The organism is Verrucosispora sp. WMMD703 (genome assembly GCF_049178935.1).
Lineage (GTDB): Bacteria > Actinomycetota > Actinomycetes > Mycobacteriales > Micromonosporaceae > Micromonospora > Micromonospora sediminimaris.
Genome location: NZ_JBMHMM010000004.1, coordinates 1,240,291 through 1,256,653, shown reverse-complemented (window position 1 = coordinate 1,256,653; position 16,363 = coordinate 1,240,291). Strand labels below are relative to the sequence as shown.

At 72.9% G+C, this 16,363-nt stretch carries 11 protein-coding genes; 3 read left to right on the top strand and 8 right to left on the bottom strand.

Features of this window, described 5'->3' with window-relative positions; genetic code table 11:
- Positions 1-30: 30 nt before the first annotated feature.
- Positions 31-4,959, top strand: coding sequence for an SCO7613 C-terminal domain-containing membrane protein (locus ACN26Z_RS06430; protein ID WP_421460220.1), 4,929 nt, complete (start codon positions 31-33; stop codon positions 4,957-4,959).
- Positions 4,960-4,967: 8 nt separating this feature from the next.
- On the opposite strand, the gene purE is transcribed toward ACN26Z_RS06430, so the two are convergent.
- The 6 genes from purE to mca all read right to left on the bottom strand — a co-directional run bounded on the left by purE (position 4,968) and on the right by mca (position 12,805).
- The gene (gene purE / locus ACN26Z_RS06425) at positions 4,968-5,459 is read right to left on the bottom strand and encodes a 5-(carboxyamino)imidazole ribonucleotide mutase (RefSeq protein ID WP_093406682.1); all 492 of its coding nucleotides are present in this window, start codon (positions 5,457-5,459) and stop codon (positions 4,968-4,970) included.
- A gap of 5 nt (positions 5,460-5,464) precedes the next feature.
- The gene (locus ACN26Z_RS06420) at positions 5,465-6,652 is read right to left on the bottom strand and encodes a 5-(carboxyamino)imidazole ribonucleotide synthase (RefSeq protein ID WP_421460219.1); all 1,188 of its coding nucleotides are present in this window, start codon (positions 6,650-6,652) and stop codon (positions 5,465-5,467) included.
- 51 nt (positions 6,653-6,703) lie between these two features.
- Complete coding sequence (locus ACN26Z_RS06415; protein WP_421460218.1) at positions 6,704-8,743, bottom strand: thioredoxin domain-containing protein; 2,040 nt, start codon at positions 8,741-8,743, stop codon at positions 6,704-6,706.
- 127 nt (positions 8,744-8,870) lie between these two features.
- Positions 8,871-11,345, bottom strand: coding sequence for a putative bifunctional diguanylate cyclase/phosphodiesterase (locus ACN26Z_RS06410; protein ID WP_421464549.1), 2,475 nt, complete (start codon positions 11,343-11,345; stop codon positions 8,871-8,873).
- A gap of 234 nt (positions 11,346-11,579) precedes the next feature.
- A complete protein-coding gene (locus ACN26Z_RS06405) occupies positions 11,580-11,876 on the bottom strand; it encodes a hypothetical protein (RefSeq protein WP_282239987.1) in 297 nt (98 codons plus the stop codon).
- Positions 11,877-11,923: 47 nt separating this feature from the next.
- The gene (gene mca / locus ACN26Z_RS06400; RefSeq protein ID WP_093406437.1) at positions 11,924-12,805 is read right to left on the bottom strand and encodes a mycothiol conjugate amidase Mca; all 882 of its coding nucleotides are present in this window, start codon (positions 12,803-12,805) and stop codon (positions 11,924-11,926) included.
- A gap of 220 nt (positions 12,806-13,025) precedes the next feature.
- Here mca and ACN26Z_RS06395 point away from each other — a divergent pair, with 220 nt between their 5' ends.
- Positions 13,026-13,460: a DUF4307 domain-containing protein gene (locus tag ACN26Z_RS06395; RefSeq protein ID WP_093406434.1), complete on the top strand. Its 435-nt coding sequence runs from the start codon at positions 13,026-13,028 to the stop codon at positions 13,458-13,460.
- Between the two features lie 111 nt (positions 13,461-13,571).
- A complete protein-coding gene (gene greA, locus ACN26Z_RS06390; RefSeq protein ID WP_164446063.1) occupies positions 13,572-14,069 on the top strand; it encodes a transcription elongation factor GreA in 498 nt (165 codons plus the stop codon).
- A 130-nt stretch (positions 14,070-14,199) separates the two neighbouring features.
- On the opposite strand, the gene ilvA is transcribed toward greA, so the two are convergent.
- On the bottom strand, positions 14,200-15,420 hold the full coding sequence (gene ilvA / locus ACN26Z_RS06385; RefSeq protein ID WP_421460217.1) for a threonine ammonia-lyase: 1,221 nt from the start codon (positions 15,418-15,420) through the stop codon (positions 14,200-14,202).
- Between the two features lie 2 nt (positions 15,421-15,422).
- Positions 15,423-16,334, bottom strand: a complete 912-nt coding sequence (locus ACN26Z_RS06380; protein ID WP_421460215.1) for a DUF4328 domain-containing protein — start codon at positions 16,332-16,334, stop codon at positions 15,423-15,425.
- Positions 16,335-16,363: the final 29 nt, after the last annotated feature.

The window sequence follows — 16,363 nt, the reverse complement described above, 5'->3', positions numbered from 1 at the left end:
GGGAATCCACAGTGCGGGTGGAGGGGTGTCGTGGCGAACTTTCAGTGCCCTTCGTGCGGCCGGGAGATCAAGCCGGCGGTTCGCTGCCCGCACTGCGGCGCGCACCAGCCACAATGGGCCGATCACCTGGCGGAGATCGAACGATCCATCGCGGAGCTGAAGGCCCGCGAGGCCGCCATCGCCCGCGAGCAACGGCAGCTCGCCGCGAAGATGCAGGCCGCGCTCTTTCAGCGGGACATCCTCTCGCACGCCGGCAGTCAGGGTGACGAGCGGCTCCGGCAGGCCACCCGCCCCCGCCGCGTACTCCGTCGTCGGCCGCCGCGGCGCCCCACGTCCGAGGATGCCTCGCCACCCCGCGACGGCGCGACTCCGCCGCCCCGGGTCCCCCGGCAGGGCGCCGGTACCCAGGGGCCACCGCCACCGACCGAACCCGTCTGGCTGGACGCCGACGACCCTGAGCATCCACCGGAAGCCTCCTCACGGGAGGTCCAGAACATCCCCCTCGGCCTCGGCGCGCTGCTGCTCGGCGTCGCCGCCGTGGTCTTCGCCGTGGTCGCCACCAGCTCGATGGACGCGTTGGCCCGACTCGGCATCCTGCTGCTCGCGACGGTACTGATGCTGCTCGCCCCGCCGGTACTGGTCCGGCGCGGGTTGACCTCCACGGCCGAGACCATCGCCGCGGTGGGTCTGCTCCTGGTGCCGCTCGCGGGGTACGCGTTGTGGGCCGTGGACCGGATCGGCAACGGCGGTGCCTCCGGTGCCGTCTTCGCTGGAGTGATCTTCGCGGTCACCGCTGCCGTCTCGGTCGGCTACGCCGGGTGGACCAGGCTGCGCGCACCCCGGTTCGCCACCGTGCTGGCCGCGCAGCCGGTGGTGCCGCTGCTGGCGTACGACCGGATCACCGGCCCGGCGGGCTGGGCGCTGGTGCTGACCGTGGTCGCGCTGCTCGACCTGTGGCTGGCCCGTTCACCGGTCACCGTGGAGCAGCCGCTCACCGATGGCGTGGCCGACTCCGGCGGGTCGGCAGCGCCCCGGCAGCGGTCGGCCGGGGAGAGCCAGGCCGACCGCAGGCCGGAGGCGGCGCCGGAGGAGGGCGGCGAACTGCTGGACCTCACCGTCGGCGGCACCGCGACCGGAGCGACCCGACCGGTGCCCGGGCTGCGCGGACTGACCTGGGTGCTGCACGGGGTGGCGGTCGCCGTCGCCCTGGCGTACGCGGTGACCGCCCTGCTGCGGACGACCACCGTGCCGGGCGCGACCGGCGCCGGCCTGGTGCTTCTCCTCGCCGCCGCGGTCTGCCTGGCCGGGACGCTGGTGCTCCGCCGACCGCCCCTGCCCGACCTGGGCGCGGGCGTGTTCACCCTCGCTGTCATCGGCGCACTGGGGCGGATCGCCTCGGTGGCGCTGCCCGGCCGGGCCCTGCTGCTGATCGCGGCGGTCATCACGGTCACCGGTCTGGCGGTCCGGGCGGTACCCGAGTCCGCCCGCCGGGGACCGCAGCTGGCCTCCGCGGTGGCGCTCACGGTCAGCGGGGTGGTGGTCGCCGGCAGTGCGCTGCGGGCCGGAATCGCCCCCGTCCAGGCGGCGCTGCCGGCCTGGGCCGCGGACCTCGACCGGTACCCGGTCGAACTGGCCGCCGCCGTGGGACCGGCCGCCTGGCAGCTCGCGGCCAGCGCCTTCCTGCTGACCGTGGCCGCTGTGCTGGCGCTGCCGCCGGAGATCCGCCGCGAGTTCGCGGTGACCGGTGCGGCGCTCACCGCGCTTGCCGTACCGGCCTCCTTCGGGCTGGCCTGGACGTTGGCGCCGTGGCCGATGGTGCTGGCCGCGATCGGCATCGGGGCAGCTGGCCTCTCCGCGCGTACGCCCCGCGCTGCGCTGGCGCACGCGGTGGCCGCCGCCGTGGTCGGGCTGGTCGGCGCGGGCGCGGCCCTCACCCGGCCGGCGTTGACCGCCGCCGTGCTGACCACCCTCGTCGTGGCCGGTGCGCTGATCGCCGCCGCTCCGCGGATCCGGCTCGCCCCGGCAGCCGCGGACACCGTCTCCGCCTGGGCCGCCGGAGGTGCCGCCTTCGCCCTGCCCGGAGCGGTGGCCGCCTTCGTGTCGGCCACCCTGCCGGTGGACACCACGCCGACCCCGGCGAGCCTGCGTGAAGCGACCGTACCGGTGCTCGCGGCCAGCTTCCTCGCCTGCTGCGTCACGCTCGGCTACGCCGCCGTCGTGCAGGTGTCGCAACGCCAGATCCCGGTGCCGCTGTCGGTGGGCACCGGTCTGGGCGCGTTGGTGGTCGCTGCGGCCGGTTTCGGCTCGCCAGGCGCCACCGTCGCGGACGCCTGGGTCGGCGCACTGCTGCTGGTCTCCGCGGTGCTGCTCTTCCTGGCTCCCTCGATCGACACCGGTCGCCGCTCCGATCTCACCCTGGACGGCTCCGACCTTGCGGCCGCTGCGGTGACCGCCACGCTTGTCGCCACCCTGCTACGGATCGGCACCGTGCTCGCGCCCAGCGGGCAGCTCGCCGTCGCCGCCGCGCTGGTCCTGGTGGTCGCCGTGGCGGCCCGGGCGATGCCCGAGGAGTGGCGACGCGGGCCGGTGCTCGGCCTCACGGTCGGTGGGTTGCTGATCGGGCTGCTGGCCGGCTGGATGGCGCTGCGCGGCGGCGTCGGCGTGCTGGCCACACCCGGCCCGATCTGGAACGGTGACCTGAGTGGTTGGCCGGCCGCGCCGACCGGCGGTACGACCTGGCAGGGACCGATCGCCCTGGTGCTGCTCGCGGTCGCGGCCGGCATCCTGCTGCCCCCGCCCTGGCGCTGGGACGTGGCCGGCGTGGCGGTGGTGCTCGCCACCATCGGCGCTCCCGCCGCGTTCGAGCTTCCCTGGTGGTCGCCGGTCCTGATCGGCGGCATGGTCGCCACCATCTTCGGGATGGCCGCGGTCGCCACGGTCGATCCCCGGGCGGCGCTGTCCCGGATCACCGTGGCCGGGGTGGTCGCGCTGCACGCGGCCGGCGCCGGGCTGGTGCGGCCGTGGACGACCGCGCTGGCCCTGGGCAGCATCGTCCTGATCGGCGCGGTGGTGGCCGCGCTGGCCCGGAACATGGCCGAGCCACTCGTCGAGGACATCGAGGCGGAGGGCATGCCGCCGCACCTGGCGCAGATCGGTGGCGCGGGTCTGTGCGCGGCACTGTTGGCGCTGCCGGGTGCCACCGCCGCCCTCGCCGTCGAGTTCGGTCACACCCCGCAGGTGGTGCTCACCGCTGGCCTGGCCGCATCCAGTCTCGGCCTGGCCGCGGTGGCCGCAGCCCGTCGGCAGGTTCCCCAGTACCTGCCCTGGGCCAGCGCCGGCGTGGTCGGCGGGGCGAGCGTGACCGCGCTCGCCGCCGTACCGATCGCCCTGCCCGTCGGGGTCTACGCCGCAGCGGCGGCGCTGCTCGGTGTGCTCGCCGAGCTCGTCCGAGGGGCGACGGAGCCGCCGGTCGGCGCGGCCCAACCGGTACGCCGTTGGACCGTGCTGCTCGACGGGGCGCTGCGCCGGCTGCCCGACGACAACCGGCGCCGATGGCGGGTGAACCCGGCCGCTGGCGCGCTGGCCGCCGCCGCCCTGCCGACCGTACTGGCCCTGGTCTCCATCGCCCCGGCGCTGATCGCGGCCCTCGTCGATCCGCATCGCACCGTCGGCCGAATCTGGCAGGGGCCACCGGCGGCCCTGCTCGACCCGCCGCCGGCAGCGGTCAACCCGACCCATGTGCTCACCGCGCTGCTGCTCACCGCTACGGCGGCCCTGGCCGCCACCGGGTTCAGCGGTGGCCGTCGGTCCCGGGCCGTGCCGGTGGTGCTGCCCGGCGCCGCAGTCACCCTGCTCATCGCCCCGATCGCGCTGGGCGGCGGCTGGCCGGCGAGCACCCTGTCGGCGCTGGCGGTGTTCACCATCTCGATGCTGGGGCTGGCGCTGACGCCGCCGCCGGCCCTGGTGGAACGGGCCCGCTCGTTGCGACTGGCCCGGGTCCTGGTCTTCGTGATCGGGCTGGCGGCCGGCGGGGCCGGCCTCGCCGGCAGTCTCGCCACCCGGGAGCTGACCCTGTTCACCCTCGGCGGTGCGGTCGGGGTCGGGCTGGTGGCCGCCCTCTACGGCCTCACTTCCCGGGCCCGTCTGCTCGGCTGGTTGTTCGCCTCGCTGATGGCGCAACTGTTCGTGCTCACCGCCGGCCTGGTGGCCGGGCTCGCCCCGGTCTGGTCGGCGTTCGGAGTGCTGGCGGTCGGTGCCGCGTTGCAGGTCTTCTCCGCCACTCTCCCCCGGCTCCGCCGTCCGGAGGCTCGTCGCGAGGCGGCGACCGTGGAGTGGAGCGGCCACGCCGCCGCGCTGATCGCGCTGGCGCTGGCCTTCGACTCGCCTCGGCACATCGCCGCACTGCTCGCCGCCTGGGGTGCGGTCCTCGGCCTCGCGGCGACCCGGCCCGGCCGCCGGCCGACGGAGCGACGGGTGCTGTTCTGGGCGGTGGTGCTCTGCGAGATCACCGCCTGGTGGATCCTGATGCGGGTCGCCGACGTGGCCCTGCCCGAGGCGTACACCCTGCCGTTCGCGGCGCTGGCCCTGCTGGTGGGGGTGCTGGAGCTGCGCCAGCGCAGCGACCTGAGCAGCTGGGTGGCGTACGGACCGGCGCTGCTCGCCGCCTTCGTGCCGACCCTGGCGATCGTGCTGGCCACCGATTCGAGCACGATGCGTCAGGTGCTGCTGCTGCTCGGCGCGGTCGCGGTGCTGGTCTTCGGCTCGATGACCCAGCAGCAGGCACCGGTCATCGTCGGTGCGGTGGTCACCGCCATCGCGGCCGTGCACGCGCTGTTCAGCCTCGGTCCGTGGCTGGCACTGATCCCGGTCGGCTTCCTGCTGCTCATCCTCGGTGCCAGCAACGAACGCCGACGCCGCGCCCAGGAACGCCTGCAGACCGCGCTACGCGGCATGCGGTGAGTGCGGCATTAGGCCAGGGAGGCGCGGAGCGCGGCGTCCTTCTCGGCGACCAGCTGCTCCAGGTCGGCCTGGTACGCCGACATCCGGTCGAGCAGGGCGCGGTCGGCGGTGGCGAGGATGCGGACGGCGAGCAGCCCGGCATTGCGGGCGTTGCCGATGGACACGGTCGCCACCGGCACGCCGGCCGGCATCTGCACGATGGACAACAGCGAGTCGATGCCGTCGAGGTGCTTCAACGGCACCGGTACGCCGATCACCGGCAACGGAGTCACCGACGCGACCATGCCGGGCAGCGCCGCCGCGCCACCGGCCCCGGCGATGATCACTTTGAGCCCACGGTCGGCGGCAGCCCGACCGTAGTCGATCATCTTGACCGGAGTGCGGTGCGCCGAGACCACCTCGACCTCGTACGGCACCTCGAACTCGGTGAGCACCTCGGCGGCGGCCTTCATCGTCGGCCAGTCCGAGTCGCTTCCCATGATCACACCGACCGTGCTCACGCTGCTCATTCCTCCGGTGTTCCGTCCCGCAGCCAGCGGGCGGCCCGGGCGGCCCGGGCGCGTACCTCGTCCAGATCGTCGCCGAGCACCGTGACATGACCGATCTTGCGCCCCGGCCGCACCTGCTTGCCGTACAGGTGGACCCGGGCGGCCGGCTCGGCGGCGAAGAGGTGGTGCAACCGCTCGTCGACCGACATGCCGCCGGGTTGACCACCGAGCACGTTCGCCATCACCACCACCGGAGCGGTCAACGAGGTGTCGCCCATCGGGTAGTCCAGCACGGCACGCAGGTGCTGCTCGAACTGCGACGTCCGGGCACCCTCGATGGTCCAGTGCCCCGAGTTGTGCGGGCGCATGGCCAGTTCGTTGACCACGAGCCGACCACCGCCCGGTGCCGCAGGGTCGGCCACCTCGAACAGTTCCACCGCCAGCAGGCCCACCACGCCAAGCGCGGTGGCCAGGTCGATGGCGAGCTGCTGCGCGGCGACCGCCAGTTCCTCGGCCAGGCCGGGCGCCGGCGCCAGCACCTCGACGCAGATCCCGTCACGCTGGACCGTCTCGACGACCGGGTAGACCGCTACCTGGCCGAACGGCGAGCGCGCCACCTGCACCGCCAACTCCCGGCGCAGCGTCACCCGCTCCTCGACGATCAGCTTCGTGCCGCCGGCGAGCAGCGTCTGCGCCAGGTCGGTCGCGGACGCCGGGTCGGTGGCCGGCCACACGCCCCGTCCGTCGTACCCACCACGGGCGGCCTTGAGCACGACCGGCCAGCCGACCTCGTCGCCGAAGGTGACCAGATCGGTGGGGGACGCGACCTGTCGCCAGCGCGGGTTCGGCGCGCCTAGGGTGCCGAGCCGTTCCCGCATCACCTGCTTGTCCTGGGCGTGCACCAGGGCGTCGGCGGGCGGGAACAGCTTCACCCCCTCGCCGGCCAGGGTGCGGATGTGTTCGGTCGGGACGTGCTCGTGGTCGAAGGTGACCACCTCACAGCCCTTGGCGAAGGTGCGCAGCGCGGCGAGGTCGGTGTGGTCGCCGTACTGGACGTCGGCGGCGACCAGGGCCGCCCCGTCATCCGGGGTGAGCGCGAGCACACGCAGTGACTGGCCGAGGGAGATGGCAGCCTGGTGGGTCATCCGGGCCAGCTGGCCGCCGCCCACCATGCCGACAACGGGCAGACCGGTACGGGAATCCATAGCGGCGTCAGCCTAACCGGGCCGGTCGCGGCACCGAGCGGCGGATCCGGCTCAACGCAGCTGCCCCACCAGCTCCTCGACCCCGGTCACCGGCCGCTGGCAGACGAAACCCCGACAGACGTACGCGGCGGCCCGCCCGTCGACCAGCGGACGGCCGGCCAGCAGCGGAACCCCCGGCTGGTCCGGGGCGCCCGCCACGATCACCGCACCGGGTGGAGCGTGCCGGTACGCCGCGGCCACCAGCGGGTCACCCGCCACGTCTCCGGTCGCCACCGCGATCTCGTACGGCCCGGAGAGGAGCGCCTCGCCGACGGTCGCCGCGTACCCGGTGAAGCGGGCGTGCCGCCCCACGATCGGCGCGACGGTGGACAGGGCCGCCTCGGCGGCCTCGCGGTAGCGGCTCTCCCCGGTCAGCGCCGCGTACGCGACCAGGCCGGCGACGATCGCGGACCGGCCGGAAGGGGTGGCATTGTCCGTCGGGTCGGCGGGCCGGGCGACAAGCTGCTCCGCGTCGTCTGCGGTGTCGTGGAACGCCCCACCCGGCGCGGCGAAATGTGCCAGCGCGACGTCGACCAGCTGACCGGCCAGTTCCAGCCAACGACCTTCACCGGTGACCTGGTGCATGGCGCAGAACGCCTCGGCCACGCAGCCGTAGTCCTCAAGCACTCCGGCCGGATCGCCGACCCGGCCGTCGCGGGAGGCACGGCGCAGCCGCCCGTCGACGACGTGCACCCGGGCGAGGTACTCGGCGGCGTCCCGCATCGCCCCGTCGGCGACGATGGTGACCCCCTCCAGCAGGTTCGCCTCACCCTCGGTGCCGATCCGGCCGGTGGTCTCGACCAGCCGGACGAACTCGGCCAGCGCGGTGATCGCCAGCCCGTTCCAGGCGGCCACCACCTTGTCGTCACGCGCGGGCTGGGGACGGGCGTCCCGGGCGGCCAGCAGTCGTCGGACCACCACCTGCCAGCGCTCCCGCACCGCCGGATCCGCGTCGTCGACGTCCCGAGCCAGCCGGAGCACGCTCGTGCCCTTCTCGAAGCTGCCGGCGTCGGTCACCGTGAACAGGTCGGCGGCCCAGCGGCCGTCCTCCTCGCCCAGCACCTCGACCAGCTGGGCCGGCGTCCAGACGTAGGTCAGGCCCTCGACGCCCTCGGTGTCCGCGTCCAGTGCGGAGGCGAAGCCCTGCCCGGGCCGGTGCAGTTCGTCGGCGAGGAACCGGGCGGTGTCCCGGGCCACCCGCAACGCCAACGCGTCACCGGTGAGCCGCCACAGCTGGGTGTAGACCCGCAGCAGCAGGGCGTTGTCGTACAGCATCTTCTCGAAGTGCGGCACGGTCCAGTGACCGTCCACCGAGTACCGGGCGAAGCCGCCGGCCAACTGGTCGTGGATGCCGCCGCGGGCCATCGCCTCGCAGGTGTGCCGGACGATCTCCAGGCTGCGCGCCGAGCCGGTGCGCTGGTGGTGCCGCAGCAGGAAAAGCAGGTTCATGTGCGGCGGGAACTTCGGTGCGCCGCCGAAACCACCGTTCACCTCGTCGTACTCGCTGGCAAGTTGGTCTGCGGCGGCGTCGAGCAGCTCGGCGGTGAGCGGGGCGGTGGGGCCGCCGACGGCCTGGGCCCCGCCGATCGCCTCCACCACCGCGGCGCCCTGGCGCAGCACGGCGTCGCGCTGCTCCCGCCAGGCGGTCCCGACCGACTCCAGCAGCCGGACGAAGTTCGGCCGGGGGAAGTACGTGCCGCAGAAGAACGGGGTGCCGTCCGGGGTGGCGAAGACCGTCATCGGCCAGCCGCCCTGACCGGTCATGGCCTGGGTGGCGGTCATGTAGACCGCGTCGACGTCGGGCCGCTCCTCGCGGTCCACCTTGATCGATACGAAGCCCTCGTTCAGCAGCTTGCCGACGCCGTCGTCCTCGAACGACTCGTGCGCCATCACGTGACACCAGTGGCAGGCCGAGTATCCGACCGAGATGAGCACCGGCACGTCCCGCCGTTTCGCCTCGGCGAACGCTTCCTCGCACCAGGGCCACCAGTCGACCGGGTTGTCGGCGTGCTGGAGCAGGTACGGGCTGGTCGCCTCCGCAAGTCGATTCACCCGACGACCATATCCAGCCGGGCCCACCCCGCCTGTGTTGACCAAGAGGTTTGCGTCGGCGGGAGCGTCCTCCTCCGACGCAAACCTCTTGATCAACCGGGTGGGGCCGGGGGTGGGGGGTGGGGTGTCAGGAGGCGCCGTCGGCGCGGAGGGGGAGGACGTTGTTGGGGGCGGTGTCGCGTAGTGAGCCGAGGACGGCGGCGATCTTGTCGGCGGGCATCGGCTTGAAGAAGTGGTAGCCCTGGGCGGCGGTGCAACCCAGCTCGGCCAGGGCGGAACGCTGCGCGGCCGTCTCCACCCCCTCGGCCACCACCCGCAGGCCCAACTGGTGGGCCAGCCCCACGGTGCTGCGTACGATGGCCGCCGCCTGCGGCGAATCCGCCATCTGGAGCACGAAGGAGCGGTCCACCTTCAGCTCGTCCACGGCGACCCGGGTGAGGAACGCAAGTGACGAGAAGCCGGTACCGAAGTCGTCCACGGCCAGCTGCACGCCCATCGACCGCAACGAGGTGAGCACCTGGTCGATGACTTCCAGCTCGCTCATCACCACCGTCTCGGTGATCTCCAGGACCAGCCGGTCGGCGGGCACCTGGTGCCGGCGCAGCGCGTCGGCGATCTCCGCCGGCAGTCTCGGATTCAGCAGGCTACGCGCGGACAGGTTGACCGAGATGGGTACGTCCAGGCCCTCCCGGGCCCAGTCGGCGGCCACGGCGAGCGCCTTGTCGAGCACGTAGCGGGTGAAGGCGCCGAGCTGCTCGCTGTTCTCCACCGGCCGGATGAAGTCGGACGGCCCCAACCAGCCGCGCCTCGGGTGCCGCCACCGGATCAACGCCTCCACACCGGTCGGCGCCCCGGTCACCAGGTCCACGGCCGGCTGCAACACGAGCACCAACTGGTCGTCGGCCTGCAACGCCTCCCGCAACTCTGCGAGCAGGGCCAGCTGGTCGGTGCTGGCCGCGTCACGTGAGGTGTCGTACGCGGCCACGCTGACGCCACCCGACTTGGCCTGGTACATCGCGATGTCGGCGCGGCGCAGCAGCTCGGTCAGGTCGGCGGTGCCGGCCGGGGCCACCACCACCCCGACGGAGACCTCGACGGACATCCGCACCCCGGCCACCTCGGTGGGCGCGGCCAGCCGCTCGGCGATGTCCCGGGCCTGACGCAGCGCGTACGCCATGGGCGCGGCGCGGTCACCGACCACCGGGACCGAACTCAGCAGCAGGGCGAACTCGTCACCACCGAGCCGGGCCAGCAGGTCGCCCGAGCGGGCCAGGGCACCCAGCCGGTTCGCGGTCAACCGCAGCAGCTGATCACCGGCGGCGTGCCCGAGCGTGTCGTTGACCTCCTTGAACTGGTCGATGTCCAGCAGCAGCAGGGCGACCGGATGGTCATGGGCCAACTGCCGCAACGCCTGGTCGCCCTTGCCGAGCATGGCCGCCCGGTTGGCCAGGCCGGTCAGCGGGTCGTGCACCGCCTCGTACGACGAGCGAGCCGTGACCAGGCGTAGCTCCCGGTGGGCGGCGGCATCGTGCAGCGCCGCGGCGAGGGCGTCGGCGAAGGCCGCGTGAGCGTCGCGTTCCCGGCCGGTGGCCGGCGCCGTACGGGGGAATCGCACCCGCAAGCGACCCACGCGGGTCTCACCGACCGACAGGTCGCGGACCAGTTCCCCCGGTCCGGGTTCGTCGTCGCCTGGCGGGGCGATCTCCCGGTCGACCACCTGACCGCCCGGGTCACCCCGGTAGCGACGCCACCGTCCGTCGCCCCGGGCCACCTCCACGTCGACCAGTTCCGCCTCGAACAGCGCCAGTGCCCCGGTGACTCCCGCCGTCGCCACGCCCCGCTCGTCGAGTTGGTTGAGCGCCTTCGTGGCCTCGGCGAATGATCGCCAGGTGCGCCGATCGCGGTCCTGGAGCAGCCGTTGCCGGTAGGTCTGCTGTAGCAGCCACAGCGGAGCGGGCAGCAACAGCAGCCAGCGTGGGTCGATCTCGATCAGCACCACCACCAGCAGGCCGACCACCACGTTGCCGACGATCATCAGCAGCTTGCCGCGTAGCGCGGCGAGCAACGGACGCCCGATGGGCATGCCGTGCCGCAGCGCCAGCATCACCCCGCCCAGCCAGGCGCTCGCCAGGAGGTAGGCGACGGCACCGGCGGCCACCGCAAGGGTGAGTGCGGGGGTCGGGACGGCAAGCGTCGGCTGCCCCAGGGCGGTGGTGACCGCCACCGCCAGCGCGGTGGCGGCGGTGTGCGCGCCCGCGACGCGGATCACGTCCCAGGTGGTGCGGCCGTCATCCACCACCGAGAGCGCCGTCCAGGCGAGTGTGACGCCGAGCAGCGCGGCCGCCGGCAGCCAACCGGGGGGTACGAGGTAGAGGCAGACGATCAAGGCAGCTTCGGCCCAGGTGACACTGACCACGCCGGCCGCAGCGCGGAACCGGAGCCGGGCCAACTGGGACAGGGCGAATAGGGCGACCGCGAAGCCGAAGCGGGCGGGCCCGCCAAGCGGGTCGTCGGCCGGCAGCCCCGCCGGCAGGCTCAGCCCCACCACTGCGGCAACCAGCGCGGTGGCCACGACGGCGGCGGTGAGCAGGTGCAGCCCCATCGGCGTACCACGGCCCGTGGGCCGGTCGAGCGGTTGACCGGCCCGGCCGGAGGTCACCGACCCCCTCCCGCCGACCTGAAAGAGGCCACGCGGCGGGCGGACATGACTGCGGTGGTCATCGGCGCCCCCTCCCGCGCAGCTTGAGGACTTTCGGTCCCCCCGGCGGAAGGCTAAGCCAAACCCGATGGTCGCAACAGGGGTCGACCATCCGGTTCGACGTGAATCATGCTCCGATCAGCCCTCGCGGCGCTGCTGGTGCCCGTTGGGAGCATCCGTGGATGAATCCTCCGTCACGATCCCACCTGTCGGATCACCGACCGAACGCTCCATCGACTCCGTGCCTGGTGCCGCCGGCCCCTCACCGGGGAACCGGTCCGGAAGCCGGCGCAGCCGGGCGTTCATGTTCCGGATCAGCAGCACGGTGGCGGCACCGAGGACGAGGATGAGGAACAGGCCCATCGGCCCGGCCAGCCCACCCGTGCGGGTGTCACCGAAGTTGTTCTGGGCGAGCACCTGAGCAGCGGTCAGCATGGGATTCCTCCGGTTCGCGGTGTGCGACCAGGGTAGCCGGTGCCCGCTCAGCGGGCATGGCCCGTGCCCCGCACCCCGGCGAACAGGTCGGACTCCGGCATGGGACTGTCGACCGACGACCGGACCAACTCGAAATCCTCCGTCGGCCAGGCACGCTGTTGCAGCTCCATCGGCACCTGGAACCAGAAGCCGTCCGGATCCACCTGGGTGGCGTGCGCCCGCAGCGCGTCGTCGCGGACCGGGAAGTAGTCGGCGCACGGCACCCGGGTGGTGATCCGAGGCCCCTTGTCCGGCCGGTCCTCCCAGCGGGTCAGCCACTCCGCGTACGGCGACTCGGCACCTGTCGCGAGGACGGCCTCGTGCAGCGCCAGGATCTTGCCCTTGGAGAAGCCGATGTCGTAGTAGAGCTTGAGCGGCTGCCACGGCTCGCCCAGTTCCGGGTAGCGCTCGGCGTCGCCGGCCGCGTCGAAGGCCGCCACGCTGATCTTGTGGCACATGATGTGGTCCGGGTGCGGGTAGCCACCCTCCTCGTCGTACGTGGTGACCACGTGCGGACGGAACTCGCGCATCAGTCGCACCAGCGGACCGGCGGCCACGTCCACGTCCTGAAGGGCGAAGCAGCCCTCGGGCAGCGGCGGCAGCGGGTCGCCCTCGGGCAGGCCGGAGTCGACGAAACCCAACCACGCCTGCTCGATGCCGAGGATGGCCCGCGCCGCGTCCATCTCGGCGCGACGGATCTCGCCGATGTTCGCCCAGACGTCGGGCCGGTCGAGCTTGGGGTTGAGCACGCTGCCCCGCTCGCCGCCCGTACACGTCACGACCAGTACGTCCACCCCCTCGGCGACGTACTTCGCCATCGTCGCGGCGCCCTTGCTCGACTCGTCGTCGGGGTGCGCGTGAACGGCCATGAGTCGAAGTTGCTCTGCCAAGGTCGGCGCTCCTCGTCTCTGCCCACCGGCGACCCACCCCGGGCCCCCGTTGACCTGCCGAATTCCTCCCCGTAGCGGCACCGGACCGCGCCGGCCTGTCATATTTGACCCCAGCCGTACGCGACGCTGAGCCAGATCTGGCGACCGAGTCGAACAGGAATGGCGGACTCTGCCATTCTTGCCGATACCGCTGACAACAACGCCAGGGAGATACCCGACGGTGACCGAGACGCACGCCACACTTGGACCGAACGCGCCGGTCTTCCCGCCCGGCCGGTACGGCCACCGTCGCGCGCCCAGGCGCCGCCGGCCGGTGCTGGCCGCGCTGCTGGCCGTAGTCGTGGTCGCGACGCTCACCGTCGTCTCGGTCCGGCTCTACCGGCAGTACGGCGATCCGGCGTACGACGCCCAGGTGATCAGCTACGGCGACATCACCGACAACCAGGTGGTGGTCGACTTCCGGGTCAACCTGCCGGACGGCGGCGCGGCGGTGTGCGTGCTGCGCGCCCGGGACCACGCCGGCGCCGAGGTGGCCCGCGAGGAGGTGCCGGTGACCGCCGCCGCCGGGCAGCGTCACGTCACCGTCCGGCACCGACTCGTCACCACCGCACGGCCGTTCATCGGTGAGGTCGTCCGCTGCCGGCCACCCGCCTGAGGCTCGGCGAGGTCGTCCGAGCGGCGTGATCGCCGACACTCCTTGTCGTAGGGCACTGGTAACTTGGAGGTTCACCTGTCAGCCAGCACGCACAACCGAGGAGGACCGCCTGTGTCCAATGGCAACGAGGCGCCCGCCACCTGGCTGTCCCAGGACGCGTACGACCGCCTGAAGGGCGAGCTCGACGAGTTGATCGCGAACCGGCCGGTCATCGCCGCCGAGATCAACGCCCGGCGTGAGGAAGGCGACCTGCGCGAGAACGGCGGCTACCACGCCGCCCGCGAGGAGCAGGGCAAGGCCGAGGGACGCATCCTCTATCTGAAGGAGCTGCTCCGCACGGCCCAGGTCGGCGAGGCGCCGACCGTCGACGCCGTGGCACCCGGGATGGTCGTGACGATCTACTTCGACGACGACGCCGACGACACAGAGACGTTCCTGCTCGGCTCGCGTGAGATCGCCTCGACCACGGACCTGACGGTCTACAGCCCCGAGTCGGCCCTCGGCCAAGCGATCCTGGGCGGCAAGGCAGGCCAGGCCTGCACCTACACCGCACCGAGCGGCGCCGACATCAAGGTGACAGTGGTCAGCTTCGAGCCGTTCTCCGGCTGACCGTCGTCCGCCGGCCGGGCCGGCGATCCGATCGACAACCGTGCCACCACCCCGAGCCGGCGATCCGATCGAGTTTCATTCCGCCACCCGGGCCATTAGTCAGTTCGTCCAGAGGCGTGACGCCACCGCGTCACGCCTCTGGTGCGATCGTCACCTGATAGCCGCTGGCCCGCAGGGCGCTGATCAGCATGTCGGAGTGTTCGACACCACGGGTTTCCACCGACAGCGCCACCTCCACCTCACCGAGGCGCAGGTGCGGGTTGGCCCGCTGGTGCACCACGTCCACCACGTTCGCCCGGTGCTCGGCGATCTCACTCAACAACGAGGCCAGCTGTCCGGGCCGGTCCGAGCAGCGCACCGTGACCCGCAGGTAGCGCCCCGCCGCTGCCAGTCCGTGCTCGATCACGCGCAGCATCAGCAGCGGGTCGATGTTGCCACCGGAGAGCACCACCACCGCTGGCGTGGTCACCTCGACAGCGCCGGCCAGCAGGGCGGCGACGCCGACCGCCCCGGCCGGCTCCACCACCTGCTTGCCGCGTTCGAGCAGCATGAGCAGCGCCCGGGAGATGTCCTCCTCGGAGACGGTGACCATGTCGTCGACCAGCTTGCGGACGTGGCTGAAGGTGACGTCGCCCGGCCGACCGACAGCGATGCCGTCCGCGATGGTGGTGAAGGCCGGCAGCCGGACCGGCTCGCCCGCCACCAGTGACGGCGGGAAGGCCGCCGCGCCGGCCGCCTGCACCCCGATCACCCGAACGTCCGGCCGGAGCGCCTTGGCTGCCACCGCCAGCCCGGAGATCAGTCCTCCCCCGCCGACGCCGGTGACGATCGTGGTGACCTCCGGGCACTGCTCCAGGATCTCCAGCGCCACCGTGCCCTGCCCGGCGATCACGTCCCGGTGGTCGAATGGATGGATCAGCACCGCGCCGGTGCGCTCCGCGAACGTCTGTGCCGCGACCAGCGACTCGTCGACCGTGGCACCGACCAGCTCGACCTGGGCGCCGTACCCCTTCGTGGCCGCCACCTTCGGCAGTGGCGCGTTCACCGGCATGAAGACTGTGGCGTGGGTGCCGACCAGGCCGGCGGCGAGCGCCACGCCCTGCGCGTGGTTGCCGGCGCTGGCCGCGACCACGCCCCGGGCCCGCTCCGGCGCCGACAACCGCGAGATCCGCACGTACGCCCCGCGCACCTTGTACGACCCCGCTCGCTGAAGGTTCTCGCACTTGAGCCAGACCGGCCCACCGAGCGCGGCGCTGAGCGGACGGGACGGCTCCATCGGGGTGGTCCGGATGACCCCGTCGAGCAGTTCCCGTGCCGCGCGCACCTCGTCCAGGCTGACCAGTTCCGTCATGCCTAGATCGTGCCACCCGGCCCGTCCGGCACCGCCGACGCCCGGGCCGGTCCGACCGACGGCGGGCTGCCCGGCGCAGCCGCCGCAGCCTGGTCCGGCGCGGCCGGGTCCGCCGTTGCCGCGATCGTCATGCCGGGCAGGATCGGACCGGTGGGCATCGACCGGGCGATCCGGGCGGTCTGCGCCGCCGAGATGCTCTGGATCAGCACGATCAACGAGCCGCCCGCCACCGCACAGAACACCGCCGGCACCAGGTACTCACCGGTCGCCGTCAGGTAATGATCCACGTACGCCTGAAAGTCCGTCGAGGTCTGCGGGTACGGCAGCGCCTCGTACTCGGCGGCGGAGGAGCGAGCGCTGAACCGCTCCGCGAAGAGGAACACCAGCCAGGATCCCCACCAGACGTGCACCAGCACCGGGGTGCTCAACCGCCAGAGACTCTCCCGGGCGATGCTGGCCACCACCCGGTGCGGCATCACGAAGTTGACGAACGGCACCAGCCACCCGGCGATCGCCCACCCGTCGGAGTTGGTGGGCCCGGCCCCCGGGAAAGCGTCCAGGTTCGTCCGGGCCCGCCACGTCCAGATGATGACGAGCACGATCGCGACCAGGAACGCGACCTGGTAGAGCAGCGCCGCCGACAGTTCCAGCACCCCTGCGGTGAGCAGGAAGGTCTCGGTGTCACGGGAGTCGGCCGCCCGCTCGGCGAGCAGCGCGTTGACCGCCTGCACCGCCACCGTCAGCAGCAGGAACGCGGCGGTCGCGGCCACGGCGGCCGAGGCGGCCCGGCCGACACCTCGCACCGGGCGAACCCGGGCACCCGGGTACAGCGTCGGCGAACCGACCGGCGTACGGCAGGTCGGGCATTCCCTGGTGCGTGCGTCGGTCTCGGTGTCGCAGGTGTGGCAACGCATGCTCGACGGACCTCCCGTGTGATGGCACG